This is a genomic window from Psychrobacter sp. FME13 (assembly GCF_014861395.1).
GTDB lineage: Bacteria > Pseudomonadota > Gammaproteobacteria > Pseudomonadales > Moraxellaceae > Psychrobacter.
This window is the reverse complement of the sequence record NZ_RRYV01000005.1, coordinates 13186-33738: the sequence shown is the minus strand read 5'-3', so window position 1 is coordinate 33738 and position 20553 is coordinate 13186. Positions and strand designations below refer to the sequence as shown.

Below are 20553 nucleotides of genomic sequence, written 5' to 3'. Positions count from 1 at the left end.
CACTCGATAACCTTCTAAATATAGTTATTCCACTATAGTCGATCCACTATAAGATAAGTACAGCGATACGAGTTACATTTTGCGCAGCCTCTGTCTGCTGCGTAGGCACCGCAAGCAAGAAAAATGTAACCTGTATCGCGTGGTTGTATCTTTTTTATTTAGGACTGGCTATATAAAAGTATAGGGTCTGTTGAACATTCAAATATTAGGACTGCTGATCGCTAAAATCGCATCAAACTAGGCGTAAACCGACGATAATGTCGAGACCTTAGCTAGGTTTATCTTTATCTCTCCCTCGCCGACACCGCTCAGAACAATAAATCACCTGCTCCCAGTCTTTCTCCCATTTCTTGCGCCACGTAAACGGGCGCTGGCAGACGGGGCAGGTTTTTTGCGGTAGGTTTACTTTTTTATGTGCCATCGTCTGCTCCCTTATCTTTATCTTTCCAAATTTTTATGACCAAACCTGAGCCTTATTGATGATGCTCGACACCCTCATACTTCTTAACTCGGCGGCACTGGTCTGAGCAATAAACCATATTGTCCCAGTTTTTATCCAACTTCTTTGTCCAGCTAAACTCGCGCTCACAAACTGGACATTCTTTTTTGCGGACGTTCTTCTTTTTGTGCGCCATAGCTTTCTCATTGGTTTGTTTACTACATTAGTCACTGGTCACTATAGCCTACTAATCATAGTCATCAAATATTTTGTTTAGACGATTGAGACTGTTGACGATTAGCTTGCCAGATTGATCAGTACTGGTATCAATCGCCAGCTTCTCATCCATACGCATCGTCAATGGCGCCAGTGCTTCTTTGAGAGCATTTGCCATCAGTGCAGTCTGCTGCTGCACATTAGGTATATCGTTCTCTGCTAGCTGATTAGCATTTACCTGATTGTCATTATTGCCAACCAAGCTATCTGCCATTTTTTGCGCCAGTTGCTCCACCGCATTGACCAGCTGCACCATAAGCTGTTTTTGTACATATTGGTTTTGCTTGAGATGCTCGCCTTCGGCTTTATGATCATGCTTATAGATTTGTATCAGCTGGCTCATACTCTTCTCAAAGCCATTGTCGATGCTGTCGCTGACCACTTTGGCATTGTTAATGACGCTATCGGCGAGGACTTTTTGTGCTTCTATCTGCGCCTCAATCTGAGTGTCTAACTGCGCTTGTTGCTCTGCTGCGCGTAAGCGAGCGATTTTCTCTGGGTCATTTTTGGATAAGTAGGTTTCAAACTGGCTACTGATGGCATTGAAGCCACTGGCCAAGTCAACCAGTTGGGCGACGATACGCGCACCTGTATCACCATCTTCACCGCCCATGGCTTTGTTACGTAAGAAGTCCGCTTTGATCTGCTCCCAACGCGCTTTTTCTTCTTCGCTCAAGGTGCCGCGCATCTCACCGAGTTTAAGTAAGTTGCTCTCCGCGCCTTGGGTCAATAGCTGCGACTCGCCCAAATAGTGATCATCTATTAGCTGGTTCAGCTCACTTTCGTTCATGACCGCCGACAGCTTTTCGGTCATCTTGTTCATATTACGATAACTGCCTTGCAGCTTAAATATCGGCTCAACACGGTACTTATCATCTTGTGAAGCAGAGGCAATATAGGCCTGATTGACGTCCAAAATAACCGATTGCACAGCAAACATATGACGCAAGATTGCGACAATTTCATTAATCTCTGAAGTACTATACGGATAGGTCAACTCGCTGCTTTGTGCTTGGGCAAGGTTAGCATTGTCCGCTTTTGCTATTTTAATCAAACGATGTACATCGCTTAAATCACGGTTGGCCATTGGTGCAAGTACCGTATTAGAAGTCAGCGAGTTTTCGATATAACTGAGGGCAAACACCTCTTCCATACCGCTCATGATATCGCCTAAGTTGTAGATATCGGCACGGTTGGCCAGCATATCAGGCACTTTAAATGCCTCACCGCTTTCGGTATATGGGTTACCTGCCATGACCACGCAAAACTTTTTACCACGCATGTCATAGGTTTTGGTTTTACCTTGCCAGACGCCATCGATACGGCGTGTGCCATCACCCAATGAGATAAATTTTTGCAAAAACTCCGCATGCGTATGCTGAATATCATCGAGATAGAGCATGACGTTATTGCCCATCTCAAAAGCTAAGTTGATTTTATTCAGCTCTTCTCGGGCAGTCGCATTCGGGGCTTTTTCGGGATCTAATGAGGTGACATCGTGACCGAGCGATGGACAGTTAATCTTCATAAAGATTAAGCCCAAACGATTTGCCACATACTCCATCAAGGTCGTCTTACCATACCCTGGTGGCGATATCATCATGAGAATACCCATCAAATCGGTACGCTTATCTTCACCGACCGTACCCATCTGTTTGGCGAGGTTGTCACCAATAAGTGGCAAATAGCTCTCATTAATCAGGCGGTTACGTACAAATGAGGACAACGGACGCGGCATGAACTCATCTAGTCGCAACGTCTCTTTTGAATCATGCAAAATCTCTGAGCGCATGGCTAGATAACGTCTATAGGCAGGGATAACTTGAGTATCATGATGATGCAGACGATTTAAGAAGTCGTCGACGGCAAAGGTTAGAGTCTGCTGATGAATGCGTGGATGCTCACCTAGCAAGTTATTCACCTGAATCTCAAGCGATACCTTGCCGGTACTACGCTCAAAGCTTTGCACTTGATTGAGCGGGTTGTTAATACTGGTCAATGATGTAGTCGATGAAACTGGCGATGAGCTGATTGAAGAAAATGACAAGGCCGATGGTGTTCCACTTGCGCCTTGATTATCTATTTTTTTACTACCTTGCCCTTTATTAAAAGCCCCTTTATCAAAGCTAGCACCTGATTCAATAAGGCGCTGCACCAAAGCTTCACGTTGGGCATCGTTCAATTGAGTGAGTAATACAGCAATCGCCTCCGGCACATAATGACGGCCACTTTCTAGCTGCTGTTTGCGTAACGCTTCTTTTGCTGCAATCTTGGCCAGCTGCTCTTCACTGAGCTCGCCGTCTTCATCGGTACCATCCGCTGCTGCATTGGCCGAGTCAGTATCACCGTAAGTCTTATCAAGTAACGCATGAAACCATGTGGTCAAGAGCTCATAGGCTGATTTTGGCTGAAAACCGAGCTTGCCGATTGAGGATTGTAATTGATCAAAACTGGCAGTCGCTTGCATACTCGCTGATGAAGCGCTTAGCGTTTGGCTTAGCTGCTCACACAACTGCTGCGCTTGTTGGCTGGTTTGCCAGTGTATTTTATGCGTACTGGCATTAGGGGTAACGGCTTGCATTGACTGCCCCATGACACTAACCAGATACTCACAGGCCAGTTGCACATAGCTTAGCTTAAAAATACTAGGTTTAAAGATACTAGCACTGTAATCGTCACTTATATTTTCATCTGTTTCTATAGTCAGCTCTTTAACAGTTTCATCACTACTGTCGTCGTTATAGGTGCTCACAAAATCACGCATCACTTGAGCCATGTCTTCGACCAATAGCGATTTGGCCTTATCACTACCCAATGCACGGCGTAGCTGCTCGGCGGTCGCGGCTCGATCTGTCCAGTTACTCGCGCGCGTCAGTACAGACTCACTCAGCCAAGCGTCGTAACCGAACTGGCGTAAGCTGTCTAAGCCAAGCGCTTGTACGATATTGAGCTGCCAATAAAACAACTGCGCCAATGCTCGTACTTGTGGGGTATAAATCAGCAGCCCTGCCTCACGTAGCGTCGGCAATATCTGCATCAGTAATAACGTCGCATCATGATCATGAATGCCTTTGTCATAACCTAGCTGATAGCGAGGGGTGGCGTACGCTTTGACCAATTTGGACAACGGACTGTCATTATCAATATCACCATTAACATCGAGGGTAATGATGGTCGCATCGTATGCTTGATATAAACGCTCTTCGGTTAAGCCGTCCTGACTGTTTTTGGCGCTCTCAATGATGCTGTATGCCAAATACTCAGCGCGGTATACCTTGTCAGACTCAGAAGCGATATTCATGTCCCAATACGGACGCAAAGCGTTCAGCTCAGCATTATTGAGCACTTCATAATAGTCTGTGCCCGTTAGATGCAGGTTTAATACACGTGTGCCATCTGACTGCTGACGGCTCAGTAAAGTCAAATCCAATGGCTGAGTATTGACCGAAAAACGGTGCTTGCCCAGTTTGATGATCTGACCACCATCTTCAAACAAATCCGACTTATCTTTTAGACTCTTATAACTCTCGATTTGAATGGCTTTTAGGCGAGCGTCGATGTCATCTGCTTTGACGCTAAAGTCCATCGCTTGTAACTCTTTTGCGATGTTACGGACTTTTTGTACCAGACCATCAGCCGCAAAATACGTATTGAGCGCTTCTTCCTCGGTAAATCCTGTGACGCCAGTGCTTTGTGTCCGCTTTTTGATACTTTCGAGCATTCGTAGCGCGCCATCACCTAAGTTTTGCGCTTTACGGTTACGAGCATCGAGCAATTGCTGCTTATGGTTTTCAAAAGTCTCATAAATCTCTTCACGCTTACTGATGATATCGGCTAAAAACTGATCGCCGCTGTTGGTCTCTGGATCAGCGAACTGGCTTTCTAATTCTTCTAACTGTACTAGCAGCTTTGCCATTTGCTCATCTGATTTTTCAGGGGTATTGGCAATAGATAACGCATTGGCAATCGACTGACCAAACAGCTTAAACTGCGCACCAAATTGCGCCACAGCCTCAGCCGAGCCTAAGTTTTTACGCTTATGATTAAGCTTGGCTTTGCTCTGGTTTAGGCTGGCATAAATGGTCGATATGTCGTCGATAATTTGCGTACGCACCGTGGCATCGGCTACGTCCAGTGTGCCTAGCAGCTCAGTTAGTAGATCCAAACCTTGCGCGGTCTCGTCGATTTTCTCTAGTACTGGCTTTAGCTCCGCATTGGTTTCAGCGGTGTTTAAGCGCTCACTGACATCAACCAATATGCCTTCGTAGCTTGATAGTGCCTCTTCACCACTCAAAAATAGCACGGTCTTTTCAGCCAACTCGCTCTCGGCTTCTTCTAACTGCGTCTGCAATGCTTGTAGTTTATCGGCATCTAAATAACGCAAATCCTCCAAACTAACCAAGCGGCCTTTTTGGCGTCTTAATGCGGACAACTGTTCGACATAATCGCTGGCAGACTCAAAGCTAGTGATGCGTATCTGCCGCAAAATCTCACTTTGCTGTGTATCGGCATCGCTTAATGCGGTTTGGGTTTGCTTTTGGATGCTTTGTACTTTAGCGAACTCGTCAATGACCAGTTCAGCCGTGGCCGTCACTTCTTTAATACTGCTGGCGACTTCGCTCAGTTCAGGCTCAGACAACCAGTAATAGCTGTCAAAGAGTCGGCTGGTATTATTGGTCAGCTCTTCATAGAGCTTTTGTGACACGCTTTGATTATCAATCAGGCGCGTGATGCTATACAGATCCGAGATGCCGCGTACCAGCTCTTTATTGCCAATTTTGCCATAAAAACTGGTGCTCTCAGGCAACTCGCTTACATATTCAGGTGAGGCATAAGGCGTGTGCCATATCTGCATCGGATGAATGCGAGATGGCTCGCTTTGGTCGCTAAACAGCACCAAACGCCCATCTTCTGCCAACGCCATACCGTTACAGTAAATAGGGTTTGCCAATTGCTTTTTAATCAAGTTATAAGGAAACAGACCCGTGACGCCCAAGTCTCTGTCATAGAATAAGAATAGAACGTCTTCTCCATTTGGCGATACAATTTTACGCTTAAAGCGCAGGTCGGTAGCGCCAACATTATTGGCCTCGAACAGCTTATACTCACCGGTCTGTAGGTAATAACCACCCGGAAACATAATGCCATGGTCTTCTGGTAGCTGGACACACGACTGTCCAATCGCATCCAACCGCATAACCGCTTCGGTCAAAGTGTTATAAACAAAATAACGGTAGTCCTCTTCACGGTAAGGCAATATTTTGAGCAGTATTAGACTACCGACTTTGGCATAAGCAATTTCAGCATCCGTCAGCGATTGGGTGCGATCATTGACCGGTTCGCTATAAATCCCCTGGCCGGACTGCGTATTGTCCTCAATTTTGATGGTCAGATCGCCACCGACCGTTTCCACAAATATCGTATCCAAGATATTCATATGTGGGTATTTGCCATTGATCATCTGATCACGGGTGGTCTCAATCCAGTCGAAATCATAAGCAGGTGGCAACTCGATATCACGCTCGCCTCGATTATCCACATAAGCGACTTGCGCCGACTCTGGCGTACCTTGACTAAAATCTAATGCGAAACGGAACACTCGAATATCAGTGATGCGCTCACCAATCTGAAACGCCAACAGTAACTTGCTGTCTTTCACTGTTATTTGAATCAGGCGCGTTTGCTTGTAATAGCGATATAACTCATTGAAGTCTTGGACAAAGGCATCTTGATCTAAAAAAGTACCCTTTAAATCGACTTCTTCGAGCTGATACTCTTCTTCGTTACCAGCTGGCTCGTTCAGACGATATAGCGACAATACATCCTTAATATTGCTCGCACGCTTGAGCCCCATAAAGACGTTATAACCAAATAGCAGATAATCACCAACCTGCACCATATCCTGCGCCACACAGTTGTGCTCGGTACGAATACGAGTACGGGCGATGACTTGCATCTGGGTGCTGCCAAACTCTTCGAGACGCGCATTATTTAGCGTCTGCGTCTGCTGCTCTAAACGGCCGCCTTGTTCCGTTAGACGTTTTTTGATGAGCTCATAAGCATTGCCTGAAGCAACTGCCTGATCGGTTTGGTTTGCTTGATTAGCATTATTATTGTCGTTGCTATTATCGTTGTTGCTATCTGAGTTCTTTGAAGTTTGCGTATCCGCCATCGTTACTCGTCCGTTTCTGTTTTTACATAATATAGTCAATCCTTTATAAAAGAGCTACAGCGTTAACCTCGCTTGAAGTATCACATATACATCTGCACTCGGTTGCCTTGTATCTCTTTTAAACTGAATCCACTATAAGAGAATTTTGGGCAATAAAGGATCATTGAAAGTAAAGAAGCACTTGGCTAATCTAAGAAAACGAGTCGTCACTGCTGTTTTTTTAGATTAGCCAACTCATCGTTATTCATCGTTCTGAATCACTGTGAGTTAGCCAAAAAAATCTGCCGCCTAAACGACAGATTTTGAATTTCAGAGAATATTACTTATTTATACTGTTCGATAAAAACTTGCTTATTGGTAAAAAACTTACTCACTAATACTTACCCGTTAAGACTAGGCATTTAGACCCTATTAGTAAGTCGTTTTATCATCATTTTGCTGGTTAGATTTCATAGCTTGACTGGCCATCACGCCATTGATGATACCGCTCAATGTGTCTGACTTACCCGCTAAGCCATCAATGGCTTTACCGATAGACAGTGACTTGGCAAAGTTGTCAAAGAAATGCGCTTCGCCGCCAACAATATCGATTTTGGCTTTCTGTAGCGCCACTGCCAATACTTCAGCATTTTCTTTCGCAATCTCTTTACCAGCGTCAATAGAGGCAAGCGCTTCTTGCAAGGCAGTTTCAAGCCCCATGCGGAACTCTTCGTGTTCACGTGCTTCTTTGCTCATGCTACCCATGGCATTGAATTTTTCGACCAGACCATCTGCTTCGGCTTGGAAGTGCGCGCGAGTAACTTCGGCTTTTGCCAATCCAACTTCGCGTTCTGCTTTGGCACTAGACTCACCGCGAGCTGCAATGATTTCAGCATCGGCCATGCCTTTTTCGCGCTCAGCTCTGGCGGTAGATTCACCGCGAGCTGCGATGATTTCTGCGTCTACCATACCGATATCACGCTCAGCTTTTGCCTTAGACTCGCCGCGAGCAGCGATAACTTCGGCATCTGCCATGCCTTTTTCACGTTCTGATTGCGCTTCGGCTTGTCCTGTCGCTTTGATGATGTTGGCTTTAGCAATGCCTTCTTTTTCAAGCGATGAAGCCTTGGCTTCTTGAATAGCGGCTTCGGCGAAACCATGTGCCGACTCTTCTGCTTTGATACCTTCGGCCATTTTAATTTTGGCTTCTGAATCTTTGGCTGATGCTTCAAGATTAGCGGCAGCAAGCGTCGTAATCTCAACAGCTTTGTGCTTAGCAGACAACTCTTCTGCTTCGGCTTTTTTGACCTGACGTACTTTGAGCTCTTCGGCATCGGCTTCTGCTGCTAAGACGCGTGTTTGCTTATTTCGATCCGCTTCACTAACTTCTCGAACTTCTTTGATACGCTCTTCTTCTTGCGCAACGGTTTTGTCCACTGCGATACGTTCACGAATGACGTTAGCGATTTCTTTTTTCTCAAGCTCAATCGCGCGTTCAGCTTCGATACGTTGCAAGTCAACTTCACGCTCACGAGAGACGATTTCTAAATCACGAGCACGCGTGACTTTTTCTTCTTCGATCACGACTGCACGCAGACGATTCTGTCCAGCCACTTCTATTTCACGCTGCTGATTCTCACGCTGAATGGCCAAGTCTTGCTCAACCGTGATAATAGCGGTTTCAGACTTTTTACGCTCTTCTTCTTCAATTTTGCGAGTTTCGGCAGTTTCGCGTGCAATCACTGACGAGATTTCACGCTTCTGCTTGGCTTCTGCATCAGCTTGTTGACGCTCAAGCTCAAGCATGGCTTCAACAGTTTCAACATTTTTCTTCTTAACCGCTAGCTCTTCATCACGCTCAAGTTCATTAGTAATAACATTTTGCGTAGCCGTCAACTGGGTAATCTTTTTGATACCTTCAGAATCCAAGATATTGCTTGAATCTAATGATACTTTTGGCGTTTGCTCCAGATAGTCAATCGCAACATCTTCTAGGACATAACCATTTAGATCATTACCAATTTCTTTGACAATGCTGTCACGAAACTCGCTACGATTTTCGAATAGTTTGACAAAATCAATCTGTTTACCAACGGTTTTTAATGCTTCAGAGAACTTTGCATTAAACAGCTCATTAACAGCGACTTTATCTGATGCTCTATCTACCCCAACCGATTTGGCGACTTTTAGCACATCTTCTTCGGTTTCATTGACGCGTAAATAAAATGCCACGGTAATATCAGCACGCATGTTGTCTGCGCAAATCAAACCTTCTTTACCGCGTCTGTCCACTTCTAATGTGATGAGCGATATGCGCATCAATTCTTTTTTATTGATAACTGGCCAAACAAAACCACCATCAAAACGTACAGCTATTTTACTAACGCCGTTAATAATCAGCGCTTTACCCTGCTCAACCTTTACATAAAAGGCTTTGAGCATCAGCAGCGCTGCCATGACGAAAACAAACGCCAGCACAACCACCACGCCGACGATAATGAGTATGTCCATATTCATTCCTTTAATTAAAACATTCTACAATCAATTCCATGTAAATCAGATACGGTGGCAAGCATGCTAAGCCTAGTGTTTACCGTGCTTTTTATAGCACGTGCGCTTTGCAGCCCTGCTAATCACCGTCGCTATATCTGAGTCACTTTGAACCGACTATAACCAAATTTAAAACTGTTAGGTGCTATTAATAGCTTTACAATGCTTCTTTATCTTCCACAACAGCAACTCGATAAGTATTGGCATCTGTTAAATACTCAACCAACATCACTTTATCTCCTTGCTTGAGTAAATTATCATCGATATCTGAGCGTATCTTTAGTATCAACCCTGCACCGCCATCATTAAGCTCTGCTTCGCCATGCTTATGTGTCACGCTAAGTGTGCGTACCACAGCAATTTTACCTATATTGCTAGAAGCATTACGTTTAGGAATTCTGGCAATGTTTTTGCGAATGGGTGAAATAATGAGACCTGTTAACCACATAGATACCACCAAGACAAGAACAAATGCACCAGTGCCAAAGACGTAATACCAAAGACCAGAATCAAAATTTTGGTGTAAAAAACTGGTGTATAAATAGCTTAACAACCAACCAATCAAACTGATTAAACTAAGAATAATGATGAGAGGTACGCCATACAAACCAAATTTGAGTAAAAGTCCAGAGACAAAACCCGATGAAGTTAAGTCACCACCGTCTCCAGTTGCATCACCTATATCGACTGTATCCATATCTGCCATACCTAGTAAGGAAACTATCCAATACAAGGTCACAAACATCACCAATCCAGTAAAAATCACCGTAGGGTATAGACTGATGTTAGTAATGAATACTAAAAACGACTCTTGCATTACACGCTTTCTCCTTTTATATACCTATAACCTAGGTTTTCAGAATCAACTTATGTTTCTTTATTAATAATTATATAGATATCTCACTATATAATACATAGATTTCGTCATCATCGGCCCCAAACGGGAGAGCGAATGACCCCGCCAGCCTCACTACTAATCGTAAAATTGGTGTTACCCGTTAGTGATTGAATAACCAAATTCCCCATATTAATAGAGCCTTGATTACTCACTACAGAAGCGCTCATCGGATAGACTGCATACTGTCCAGATGGTGACAATCGCGCAGGCTCATCGAGTCCTGTTTCTGCTAGAAATAGTATCTGCCCTGTAGCCAATGTCATAATTGCAGCTTTACTGCCATCAAGATAAGCCAATTGCTGCCCATCTAAGCTGAGCTGAGGACTGGCAGCATAACTGCCTGTAGACAAGCGCTCGGCTTTGCCATCATCGAAACGGTATCGATAGATGCTTGGGCGTCCAGCACGAACTTTATCACTGGTATACACGAAGCTTTTGCCATCTGGCGCATAACTTGGCTGTACCTCAGTGCTTGATAATGTAGTCAACTGTTTGGTATTACCATCGCTGAGACGCATCTCATAGATGTCTGCATTACCGCCGACGGTTGAGCTATAGAGGAGTTTTTGACCATCAGGTGAGAACGACGCGGACATGTTACTGCCTTCAGCATTAACGATCAGACTTTGTGTGTTACTTTTTCGGTCATAGATATAAATTTTTGGGTTTTGACGTGCTGCTTGTTTGCTATAAGCAAGCCATTGACCATCCGCAGACCATGCAGGCGAATAGATATAACCATTTATCTGATCAACCAACTGACGATCGCCACCATCAGGACGGATGCTATACAGTGTCGATATTTTTGCAGCGCCCATGCCATGCTCTTCTATATAAGCAATACGTCCTTGGCGATCTATCGCTGGCATTTTAGCGGTTAGTGGATTACTCGCCGTCATATCTACAGATGTTTTCGATACGGTGCTTGGCAATGTCTGACAACCCACTAAAACGCTAGTCGCAGCAATGATAACTGTGCTACTTATCGTATGCAGGTTTATCGTTGGTTTTGATACAAAAGCTTTTAGCATAAGGCAAGTCCAATAGTCGTTCATAGATAGATTTGTTATAAATAAACACTGATAAGTTATCGATAGCTACGCTACACGATAGTGTTTAGATATAAACAGTTACACTAGTGTAACGTACATTTAACTTTGATTTTAGACAAAAAAAGCCCCACTATTCGTGAGGCTTTTTTAAACAGATATATCGTGTTAAAAAATGATTTTTAGATAATGCTCGTTGTACCCAAATTACCTATAGTGAATAGGTAGGTTTATTTAGAAACGGCTTTAAAGTGCGCAACTTGGCTGTCGTTCTTAATGGTCAGAATAGGTGTATTATTAACATTATTATTAATACTATACTTGCCATCTACAGTCGCTAAAGCTGCCGCATCAAAACTGGCCTGAGGCTCAGGGCATGCCATCATTGTGCTCATGCCTTGAGTGAGGTTTACCTCACCATCTGTCACACTATACCCTGCACCCATGCTGTTACAAGTGTTTATAAACGCAACTCGATTGTTACCTTCGACGGTCATAAATTTTAAAGTAAGAGGTTTACTCTCATCAATAAACAAAGAATTTATACGTTCACCATTAGTATCCTTAGCATCGACCAGTTGCCAATCGTTGGCTTGCAAAAGGTTTGATGTGACTGGTTGAGTGACTGGTGCGGTAATACTTGTGGTCTGGCAACCAGCAGCCAGTGTGCCTATAGCCAGTGTTGCCGCCATCATCATGCTAGTTGTGTTCTTCATATAAACTCCTATAGTGATTTTATTCAAAAGATTAAAAAACAATATTACGTACGCTCAGTGAGCGTTATCGTTAGAGCGTGTTTGATATTCAACCATAGCACTGACAACGACTATTGCTGCATGTTCAACACGCTTTATTATAATGGACTTATTGCTTTATTCATTGACCAAAATAATGTAGACCATTATGCATAACGAATACCTGATTGTCGTTATAGATTGAGTATATGATTGCAACAATCATCAGTTCAGTATTGCTTGATAGCTTTTTGCTAACCTAGCTTGCCAGACATAGCGCGAGCTGCTCACTTTTTAAAAGCAGGTAGATAAGCGGTTAGACTTGCCAACCAATCTTCCAAAACAGTCATTGATGCATTTATGCTATAATTCACCCTATTCATTCCATAACTATAAGTACGATTATGATGACTAAAAAATCCCTTATCCAATCTCCAGAAGCCATAGAAAAAATGCGTGTCGCCGGCAAGCTTGCCAGTGATTTGTTGGTTATGTTAGACGAACACGTAAAAGTAGGTGTTAGCACCGAAGCGTTAAACCAAATTGCTCATGACTATATTGTCAATGTACAAGATGCTATCCCTGCACCACTCAACTATAATGGTTTCCCAAAATCAATCTGCACCTCGGTCAACCACGTGGTTTGTCATGGTATTCCAAGTGAGAAAAAACTGCTAAAAGATGGCGATATTATCAATATCGATGTGACCGTAATTAAAGACGGCTATTATGGCGATACCTCAAAAATGTGGATCGTTGGCAATGGCTCTATTATGGCCAAGCGTATCTGCAAAGTGGCACAAGATGCTCTCTATGCAGGTATGAGCGTCGTCAAAGACGGTGCACGTTTGGGTGATATTGGCGCTGCAATTCAAGAAGTGGTCGAGCCTGAGCGCTTCAGTATCGTACGTGAATTCTGTGGTCACGGTATTAGTAATGAATTCCATCACGAACCACAAGTCATGCACTATGGCAAAAAAGGCACTGGCTTTGAGCTAAAAACGGGCATGACATTCACCATCGAGCCTATGATTAATGAAGGTAAGTGGCAGACCAAAATCTTACCGGATGAATGGACGGCAATTACCAAAGACCGTAAGCTATCTGCTCAGTGGGAGCACACGATGGTCGTCACAGATAATGGCTGTGAAGTATTTACTGTCCGCCCTGAAGAAGATTTAAGCTTTTTAACTCAGTAATATAATAAAAGATCGCCTAGGCGGTCTTTTTTTTGCACTATAATCAAGATAAATTAAGTATTATGCTTACTGATATTTAGAGTTCTGATAACCATGTCCTTCAAATAATAAAACAACCTTAAGCTCAAACAGCTGCCTTTAAACTCTTAATTGGATAACACTTATGTTTAATTGTGATATCACTTCTATTGACCTAACGTCCCTACCTTTGCTACCTGATGATGCAGAAACAGATACATCAGTATCAACGGATAACGACGCGGCCGAAAAATGGCTACTGGAGATCCCTAACTGGTTAACTCAAATTAATGAAGACATCAATCGAGCACTTGAGCGTGGTGTCAATATTCGTCAATTGGTTGAGGTTCGTTCCTGTGCCATCGACGAGTTACTGATTGCTTTATTTAAATTTTTTGAGTTAGATAAAACTGACTTGGCTTTCTTTGCCACTGGTGGGTATGGGCGTGGCGAGTTATCGCTGTATTCAGACATCGATATTTTACTGCTATCTCCTGATGAAATTGACACTGATACTAGTGGAAAGATTGATCGTTTGGTAGCGTTACTATGGGACATAGGATTGGACCCTGCACTTTCTGTGCGTACGATTGAAGATGCCTTAGAAGCAGCACTTGATCACACCATTGCCAGTGCTCAGTTAGAAGCTCGACTGTTGATTGGTAATGAAGACTTGCAAGATGTTCCAGTAAAAATTGTCAACGAGCAGTGGTCGCCGCGGCAGTTTTTTGAAGTAAAAATCGAAGAAAGTAAGGTACGCCACTTACAGCACAATGCCACAGAATACAATCTTGAGCCAAATATCAAGACAGCTCCTGGTGGTTTACGCGATATTCATGTCATCGGCTGGGTGACCAAACGTTACTTTCGAGTGGGCAAACTGTACGACTTGGTGCAGCAAAACTTTTTGACCGAAAAAGAGTTTGACGAGCTGAGTTTTGCAGAAGGATATCTATGGCAAATACGTCACTATTTGCACGTATTGACCGGTCGTAACGAAAACAAGTTACTGTTTGATTATCAGCGTGAGATTGCTCAATTGATGGGCTATGAGACGCAGCCAGATGATGAACCTAATGCTGCAGTAGAACGCTTTATGCGTGATTACTATCGCTGCGCCATGCAGATATCAACACTATCCGAGATGCTGATCAATCATTATTACGAAACGATTATAGAACCAAGACTGACTGATGATGAGAGTCCCAAAAAACAGCCCATCAACGCACGTTTTAACCAAATAGGTGATCAAATATCGATGGCGCATCATCGCGTCTTTGCTCAGCACCCTGACGCTATTTTAGAGATGTTTTTATTGATGGGTCAGCACAATATTAAAAACGTCCGCACCCATACCCTACGCGCGCTAAAAATTGCTGCACGCGGTATCGATCAAGTTTACCGTGACAATCCCGCTCACCAAGCGCTGTTTTTAGCCAACCTAAAAGAACAAAACTACCTGTTTCATCGCCTGCGTACGATGAATCGATATGGCGTCTTGGGTAACTATATTCCTGCGTTTTCACAAGTAACGGGGCTGATGCAGTATGACTTATTTCATCGCTATACCGTTGATGCACATACCTTGTTTTTGATTCGCATCCTCCATCGTTTCACTGACCCACGGTTTTATGAAGACTTCCCGTTGGTCAGCTCTATCTTTCAACGCATCGAACGAAAAGAAATCTTGGTACTGGCAGCAATGTTCCATGACATTGCTAAAGGTCGTGGTGGTAATCATAGCGAGCTTGGGCAAACCGAAGCCATTGAGTTTTGCTTGACGCATGGCATGAGTTTGGCGGATGCTAATTTGGTTGGCTGGCTGACACGTTACCATTTATTAATGTCGATGACCGCTCAGAAAAAAGACATATCAGACCCAGAGATTGTGACTATATTTTCAGACCTAGTGGGCAATGTCACCCATCTCAATCATCTATACGTGCTAACCGTCGCTGACATGAACGCCACCAATCCACAATTATGGAACAGTTGGCGCGCCACGCTAATGAAACAGCTATACTCACAGACTCGTCGTATTTTGCGTGCTGATATTGATGCACCGACCAACCGCCAAGATATGATCAGTGCCACACGTAAACAAGCCTTAACCATGCTAGATAATGTAAACAATCAGCACATGAATCGCGATGAAGTATTGAGGCTATGGGACGATTTGGGTGATGAATATTTCTTGCGTGAGATCGCTGAGGATATTTTATGGCATACCGAGGCTATCTTGAATCACCCCCCTATTGGACTTGCATCCAATACAGATAGTCCACCGCTAGTCGTACTACGTGAGCATAGAGAGCTGGCACTTGATGCCGTTCAAGTATTTGTTTACACCCAAGATCAAGAAAACTTATTTGCGGTTACCATGGCAGTGTTCGATCAGATGAATCTGGATGTCTTGGACGCACGAATCATCACTGCTACCCGTGATTTTGCGTTGGACTCTTATGTGCTACTAGATCCGAACGGTACACTATTAATTGACGAAGACAGCCAAAAGGATCTCAAGCAGCGTTTGATTAGTGCCTTTAAAGATCCAACAGTATTAAAAATTACAAACAAGCGGATTCCACGTCAGCTTCGAAACTTTGAGGTAACCACAGTTATCAATTTTGAGTTCAATGAAGCCTCAGATCAACACGTCATGAGCTTAGAAACGCTTGATCAGCCTGGGCTATTGGCACGAGTTGGACAAGTGTTTTTGGAAGAGAAAATTGAGGTACATGCTGCCCGTATTACCACCTTAGGCGAGCGTGCAGAAGATATGTTTTATATCAGTGATCATAACGATAAGCCGCTATCTACTGACCGACTTGACTCTCTGAAAGCAGCACTGCTTACCAGTCTCAGTGTGCAGAAAGACTGTCCTCTCTATTAGGTATCATTCAAGAGTTAATAAAAAACATAATAAAAAAGCATGACATTGATAAAACGATCAATGCCATGCTTTTTTCTGTCTAGTTTTTTTAATATCTAATCTTTTTAACATCTAAGGCGCACCTCAGAGCAAAGCTAATTCCTATAAAGTGCTTTTATATATAATCTCACTAGCATGTTCATTAAGTTCATCATCAGCGAGGTCTGGCGGCAGAACCTCTGCCTCAGTCTGTTTTTGCGTCAGCATTATACGCCCAGTATCGACCTCTCTTTGTAACAGACAATGTAAACTGGCCAAATGAAAGCTTTGATCAAAATACTCATACAGCTGTCTTAAGGAGATAGGTGAATTGGCATGTACGTCTGGATAAAGACTGTCTTCTGCCAAGATAATCATCTCATTCAGCGCTTCTTCACGTTGCAACTCATCTTTATCAATCTTGCGTTGCAAAATATTAGCCATGCGACCTTTTAGTGACAGCATGACAATAAAAATCACTGTCTGTATGGCAAACAAAGCAACATACTGCCATACAGGCAGCATGATGCCCAACAACTTACTAAGCAGCATCAATAACATCGCCACGATGACATAGCTGACCAACTGCCATAAGAACCACATCATCAAGCTATTTTCACCGTACCAAAACAGTTTTTTCTCTTTACGGCTAGTGAGCTGCTGCCGCGCTTGCCACCAACATTGTTCGCGCTGTTTTAATAGCTCATATAGCTTATCTCGCGATAAGTTATCGTCAGAATTTTTATCGTTGATATCTTTAGCGTTTGGACTATCGGGTTGTGTAACACCAGGCATATCAAATTGTCCTTACCATAAACTATCATCAAGGCTGACAGCGGCTTATTGTACTGTTATAAGAAAAAGACAAAAAACAAGAGAAGTGCTACACTGCTTGAATGTAATTTTTCTTTATAACTTTATTATTAATTGTCTATTATAGTTACCCTACTTATGAATCACAACTTAACGTACCTGCATCCTTACCCTTTCGCAAAAATGGCAGCGTTACTTGCCAATAGCACGCCAGCCGATAGCTACAGTGAAATCAAACTAGGCATTGGCGAACCAAAACATGAGCCACCAGCATTTGTACTGGACGTACTACACGAAAATTTGGACAAAATAAGTCGTTATCCAACCACCAACGGTATGTTTGAACTGCGTCAGACCATCGCTCATTGGCTGGAAAAGCGGTTTTTTTTGAATCATGTCGATGCCAATACCGAAGTATTACCGGTAATGGGCACGCGTGAGGCTATTTTTAGCTTGGTACAAGCAGTTGTCGATCATAAAGTCATCGACACAGCAAACCATTCGTTATCTGTATCAGGTAAGCCTCCTGTAGTTGTGATGCCCAATCCGTTTTATCAAATCTATGAAGGCGCAGCGATACTGGCACAAGCAGCGCCATACTTTGTACCCTGCACATTAGATAATGATTTTAAAGGAGATTACCGAGCAGTACCCAAAGAAGTGTGGGAGCGTACGCAGCTATTATTCGTTTGTAGTCCTAACAATCCAACTGGCTCTGTCATGACAATGGATGATTGGGAGTATCTGATTCGTCTGTCAGATCAATATGACTTTATCATTGCCAGCGATGAATGTTATAGCGAGCTTTATTTTGATAGCGCCCCTATCGGTCTATTACAGGCTTGCGCAATACTTGGTCGCCACACCTTTAAAAACTGTATCGTCTTTCATTCTTTGTCCAAACGCTCAAACCTACCAGGTTTGCGGTCTGGATTTATAGCAGGTGATGCCGATATTTTACAGGCTTATTTGCAATATCGTACCTATCAAGGCTGTGCGATGCCGATACCGCATCAACTGGCTTCTATCGCTGCTTGGCAAGATGAAAAACATGTGGCAAATAATCGCTCACTCTATCAAGAAAAGTTTGCCTTATGGATGTCTGAGCTTGGTGAGCTATTAGAGTTACGGATGCCTGATGCAGGATTTTATTTTTGGATAAAAGCGCCTGAGCAGTTCAATGGTGATGATGAACTGTTTGTCAAAGCGCTATATGAGCAGGCAAATATTCATGCATTAGCAGGACGCTATCTCTCACGTGAAGTAAATAGCAGCAACCCTGGGCAAGGATATGTGCGTATTGCTTTGGTCGCTAGTGTCGAAGAAAGCCGTGAAGCGATAAGCCGTATTCGAAAATTGCTTGGTGCATAGTTAAATTCGCGATATCAACATCCTTACTTGACACAATAATTGTGCTATTTACCTGCAATAACCATAATATAAATGTGGTTATTGCAGGTTTTTTATGTGAATGATGCTATAGTAATGATCTATAAGTAATTACCTATAGTCCAATATGCCATCAAGGATGATGCCATGCCCCATCTTGATTTTACCCAGCCGCCCTTTGATGTACTCAGTTTAGCTGAACGCCAAAGTATCAGGAAAAACACGCAAATACGCTATCTTGCTAAAGATGAAAGCTTGCTTGCAGAAGACTTACAGTACCTTTATGTAGTCATTAAAGGACAGGTTGAGCAATTACTCGACGGTGAGTTTGTCGTCTCTTATTTAGGTAGCAATCATTCTGATCACCTTAACAACAATGATTGGTTCGATAGCCGTCGCCAGCCTGAGTCACTGACTGATAACACTCTCACCAAAGAGGCTACAGGGCTTGCAGATACAGCTAAAACTTATCAATTTCGAGCTACCGAAGACACTCTACTGCTTCAAGTGGCTGGTAGCACTGTTGACAAAATCAGTGCTCAAAATCATCTAGTTCGCCAAATGCTATCAGACAAGCTTCCTGAGCGACTCAAAGCACTACAACAGCGCCGTCACAACACAGGAACTGACCCAACCATCTATACCAATCAACAAGAAGTACAGCAAATCATGCTGCAACCAGTGATTGATGTCCGTTTACTTCCAGTACATATCGTTGATGCCAATAATAGCCTGTATGACGCTGCTAGCGTTATGACCCAAATAGGAATAAAGCACGTACTGGTAAGACCATCGACTTATGTACAAACGATAAAAGAAGATGTACAAGAGACATCATACGGTATAGGTCATCTATTAGGTATTTTAACCGATACCGATATTTGCCGCGCCGTGAGTGAGCAAAAAAACCCTGCCACGACGTCATGTCAAGATTATGCCAACTTTAACCTGCGTACCATCAAGTCTGATGATGAGATTGGCGATGCGCTACTAACCATGACTCGTTATCGTATCCATAGACTGCCTGTGCTAGATGACCAAGGTAAGGTTATAGGTATCCTTGGGCAAAGCGACATGCTCGCTCATATCAGCCATCATTCACAGCTCATTAGTATTCAAATTGAACAAGCAAAAGATCTGACGAGCCTAGATACCGCAGTCGAACTTATCGGTCGTTATATTCGTGCACAGCATCAAAATGGCGTCAAAATCGGTAACATCAGCCGCATGGTACAGACGCTCAATGCACAAGTATTTACCAAGCTTTGGCAACTTATCGTACCTGATGAGGTCATGGTCAATACTTGCCTCATCGTTATGGGCTCAGAAGGTCGTGGTGAGCAGATCATGCGTACTGATCAAGACAATGCACTCATCATACGTGACGGATACACACATGATGACTTGGCACAGTTTGCCGACTCGTTTAATCATCATTTGGCAAACCTTGGTTATCCACTGTGTGATGGCTTCATCATGATGACCAACCCTATATGGCGACAACCGCTAAAAGCATTTAATACCCAAATCAACTCATGGTTTAGAAATACCGAACCAATGCATGGCATTTATTTATCCGCCATCCTCGATGCTGAATACGTCTGCGGTGATGAATCATTATTGACCCAAATACGCCAACATCTAAAAGTAGCCCACCGACAGTCAGACCCTATGTTTGTGCGTCAGTTCGCACGCGCCGCACTGCAGTTTGGTGACGTAAACCAATGGTGGCAAAAGTTTGTCCCACTACTGGGTAATAAGTCAAACTCGCAAGATATTGATCTAAAAAAAGCCGGTATCTTTCCATTGGTTCACGGTATTCGCACCTTAGCATTAGAAAATGATATTTTGGAAGTGCCCAGTAGTAAAAACCGGCTCAAAGCCTTGGTGCAAACTCAAGCCTTGACCCAAGAGCGTGCCGACACTTTATTAGAAGCATTAGAGTTTTTTATGGCGCAGCGCTTATCAGTTGCGCTCTCTACTGACGATAAGTATGCTCGGCAAGTCAATCCAATGACGTTAACTGCGCTTGAGCGTGACTTGCTAAAAGAGTGTCTAGCTGTGGTAAAAAGCTTTAAAGCTCAGCTCCGCCAGCACTATCAATTAGAGATTTCATAAATGGATGA

Annotated in this window: 12 protein-coding genes; 4 read left to right on the top strand and 8 right to left on the bottom strand. The window is 43.4% G+C overall.

Annotation, left to right across the window (positions count from 1 at the left end; genetic code table 11):
* Window positions 1-268: 268 nt before the first annotated feature.
* The 7 genes from EI164_RS01575 to EI164_RS01545 all read right to left on the bottom strand — a co-directional run bounded on the left by EI164_RS01575 (window position 269) and on the right by EI164_RS01545 (window position 12079).
* Window positions 269-421, bottom strand: coding sequence for a DUF2256 domain-containing protein (locus EI164_RS01575; RefSeq protein WP_192518251.1), 153 nt, complete (start codon window positions 419-421; stop codon window positions 269-271).
* 52 nt (window positions 422-473) lie between these two features.
* The gene (locus tag EI164_RS01570) at window positions 474-635 is read right to left on the bottom strand and encodes a DUF2256 domain-containing protein (protein WP_192518250.1); all 162 of its coding nucleotides are present in this window, start codon (window positions 633-635) and stop codon (window positions 474-476) included.
* A 51-nt stretch (window positions 636-686) separates the two neighbouring features.
* Window positions 687-6887 (bottom strand): DNA repair ATPase, encoded by a 6201-nt coding sequence (locus EI164_RS01565; RefSeq protein WP_192518249.1) that lies wholly within the window; start codon window positions 6885-6887, stop codon window positions 687-689.
* Between the two features lie 411 nt (window positions 6888-7298).
* Complete coding sequence (locus EI164_RS01560) at window positions 7299-9377, bottom strand: flotillin family protein (protein WP_192518248.1); 2079 nt, start codon at window positions 9375-9377, stop codon at window positions 7299-7301.
* Between the two features lie 196 nt (window positions 9378-9573).
* Window positions 9574-10233, bottom strand: a complete 660-nt coding sequence (locus EI164_RS01555; RefSeq protein WP_192518247.1) for an OB-fold-containig protein — start codon at window positions 10231-10233, stop codon at window positions 9574-9576.
* A gap of 110 nt (window positions 10234-10343) precedes the next feature.
* Window positions 10344-11345: a PD40 domain-containing protein gene (locus EI164_RS01550; protein ID WP_192518246.1), complete on the bottom strand. Its 1002-nt coding sequence runs from the start codon at window positions 11343-11345 to the stop codon at window positions 10344-10346.
* 248 nt (window positions 11346-11593) lie between these two features.
* Window positions 11594-12079 carry an META domain-containing protein gene (locus EI164_RS01545; RefSeq protein WP_192518245.1) on the bottom strand — a complete coding sequence of 162 codons (486 nt, stop codon included), beginning with the start codon at window positions 12077-12079 and terminating at the stop codon, window positions 11594-11596.
* 425 nt (window positions 12080-12504) lie between these two features.
* Here EI164_RS01545 and map point away from each other — a divergent pair, with 425 nt between their 5' ends.
* A complete protein-coding gene (gene map / locus EI164_RS01540) occupies window positions 12505-13296 on the top strand; it encodes a type I methionyl aminopeptidase (RefSeq protein WP_413038420.1) in 792 nt (263 codons plus the stop codon).
* A gap of 163 nt (window positions 13297-13459) precedes the next feature.
* Entirely contained in the window at window positions 13460-16207 is a 2748-nt protein-coding gene (glnD, locus tag EI164_RS01535) for a [protein-PII] uridylyltransferase (RefSeq protein ID WP_192518243.1), read from the top strand.
* Window positions 16208-16348: 141 nt separating this feature from the next.
* Here glnD and EI164_RS01530 read toward each other — a convergent pair whose 3' ends face one another.
* The gene (locus EI164_RS01530) at window positions 16349-17020 is read right to left on the bottom strand and encodes a hypothetical protein (RefSeq protein ID WP_192518242.1); all 672 of its coding nucleotides are present in this window, start codon (window positions 17018-17020) and stop codon (window positions 16349-16351) included.
* Between the two features lie 156 nt (window positions 17021-17176).
* Between EI164_RS01530 and dapC the strand changes: the two genes are divergently transcribed.
* Together dapC and EI164_RS01520 are read left to right on the top strand one after the other, a co-directional pair.
* The gene (dapC, locus tag EI164_RS01525; RefSeq protein WP_192518241.1) at window positions 17177-18409 is read left to right on the top strand and encodes a succinyldiaminopimelate transaminase; all 1233 of its coding nucleotides are present in this window, start codon (window positions 17177-17179) and stop codon (window positions 18407-18409) included.
* A gap of 165 nt (window positions 18410-18574) precedes the next feature.
* Complete coding sequence (locus EI164_RS01520) at window positions 18575-20545, top strand: DUF294 nucleotidyltransferase-like domain-containing protein (protein WP_192518240.1); 1971 nt, start codon at window positions 18575-18577, stop codon at window positions 20543-20545.
* Window positions 20546-20553 lie beyond the last annotated feature (8 nt).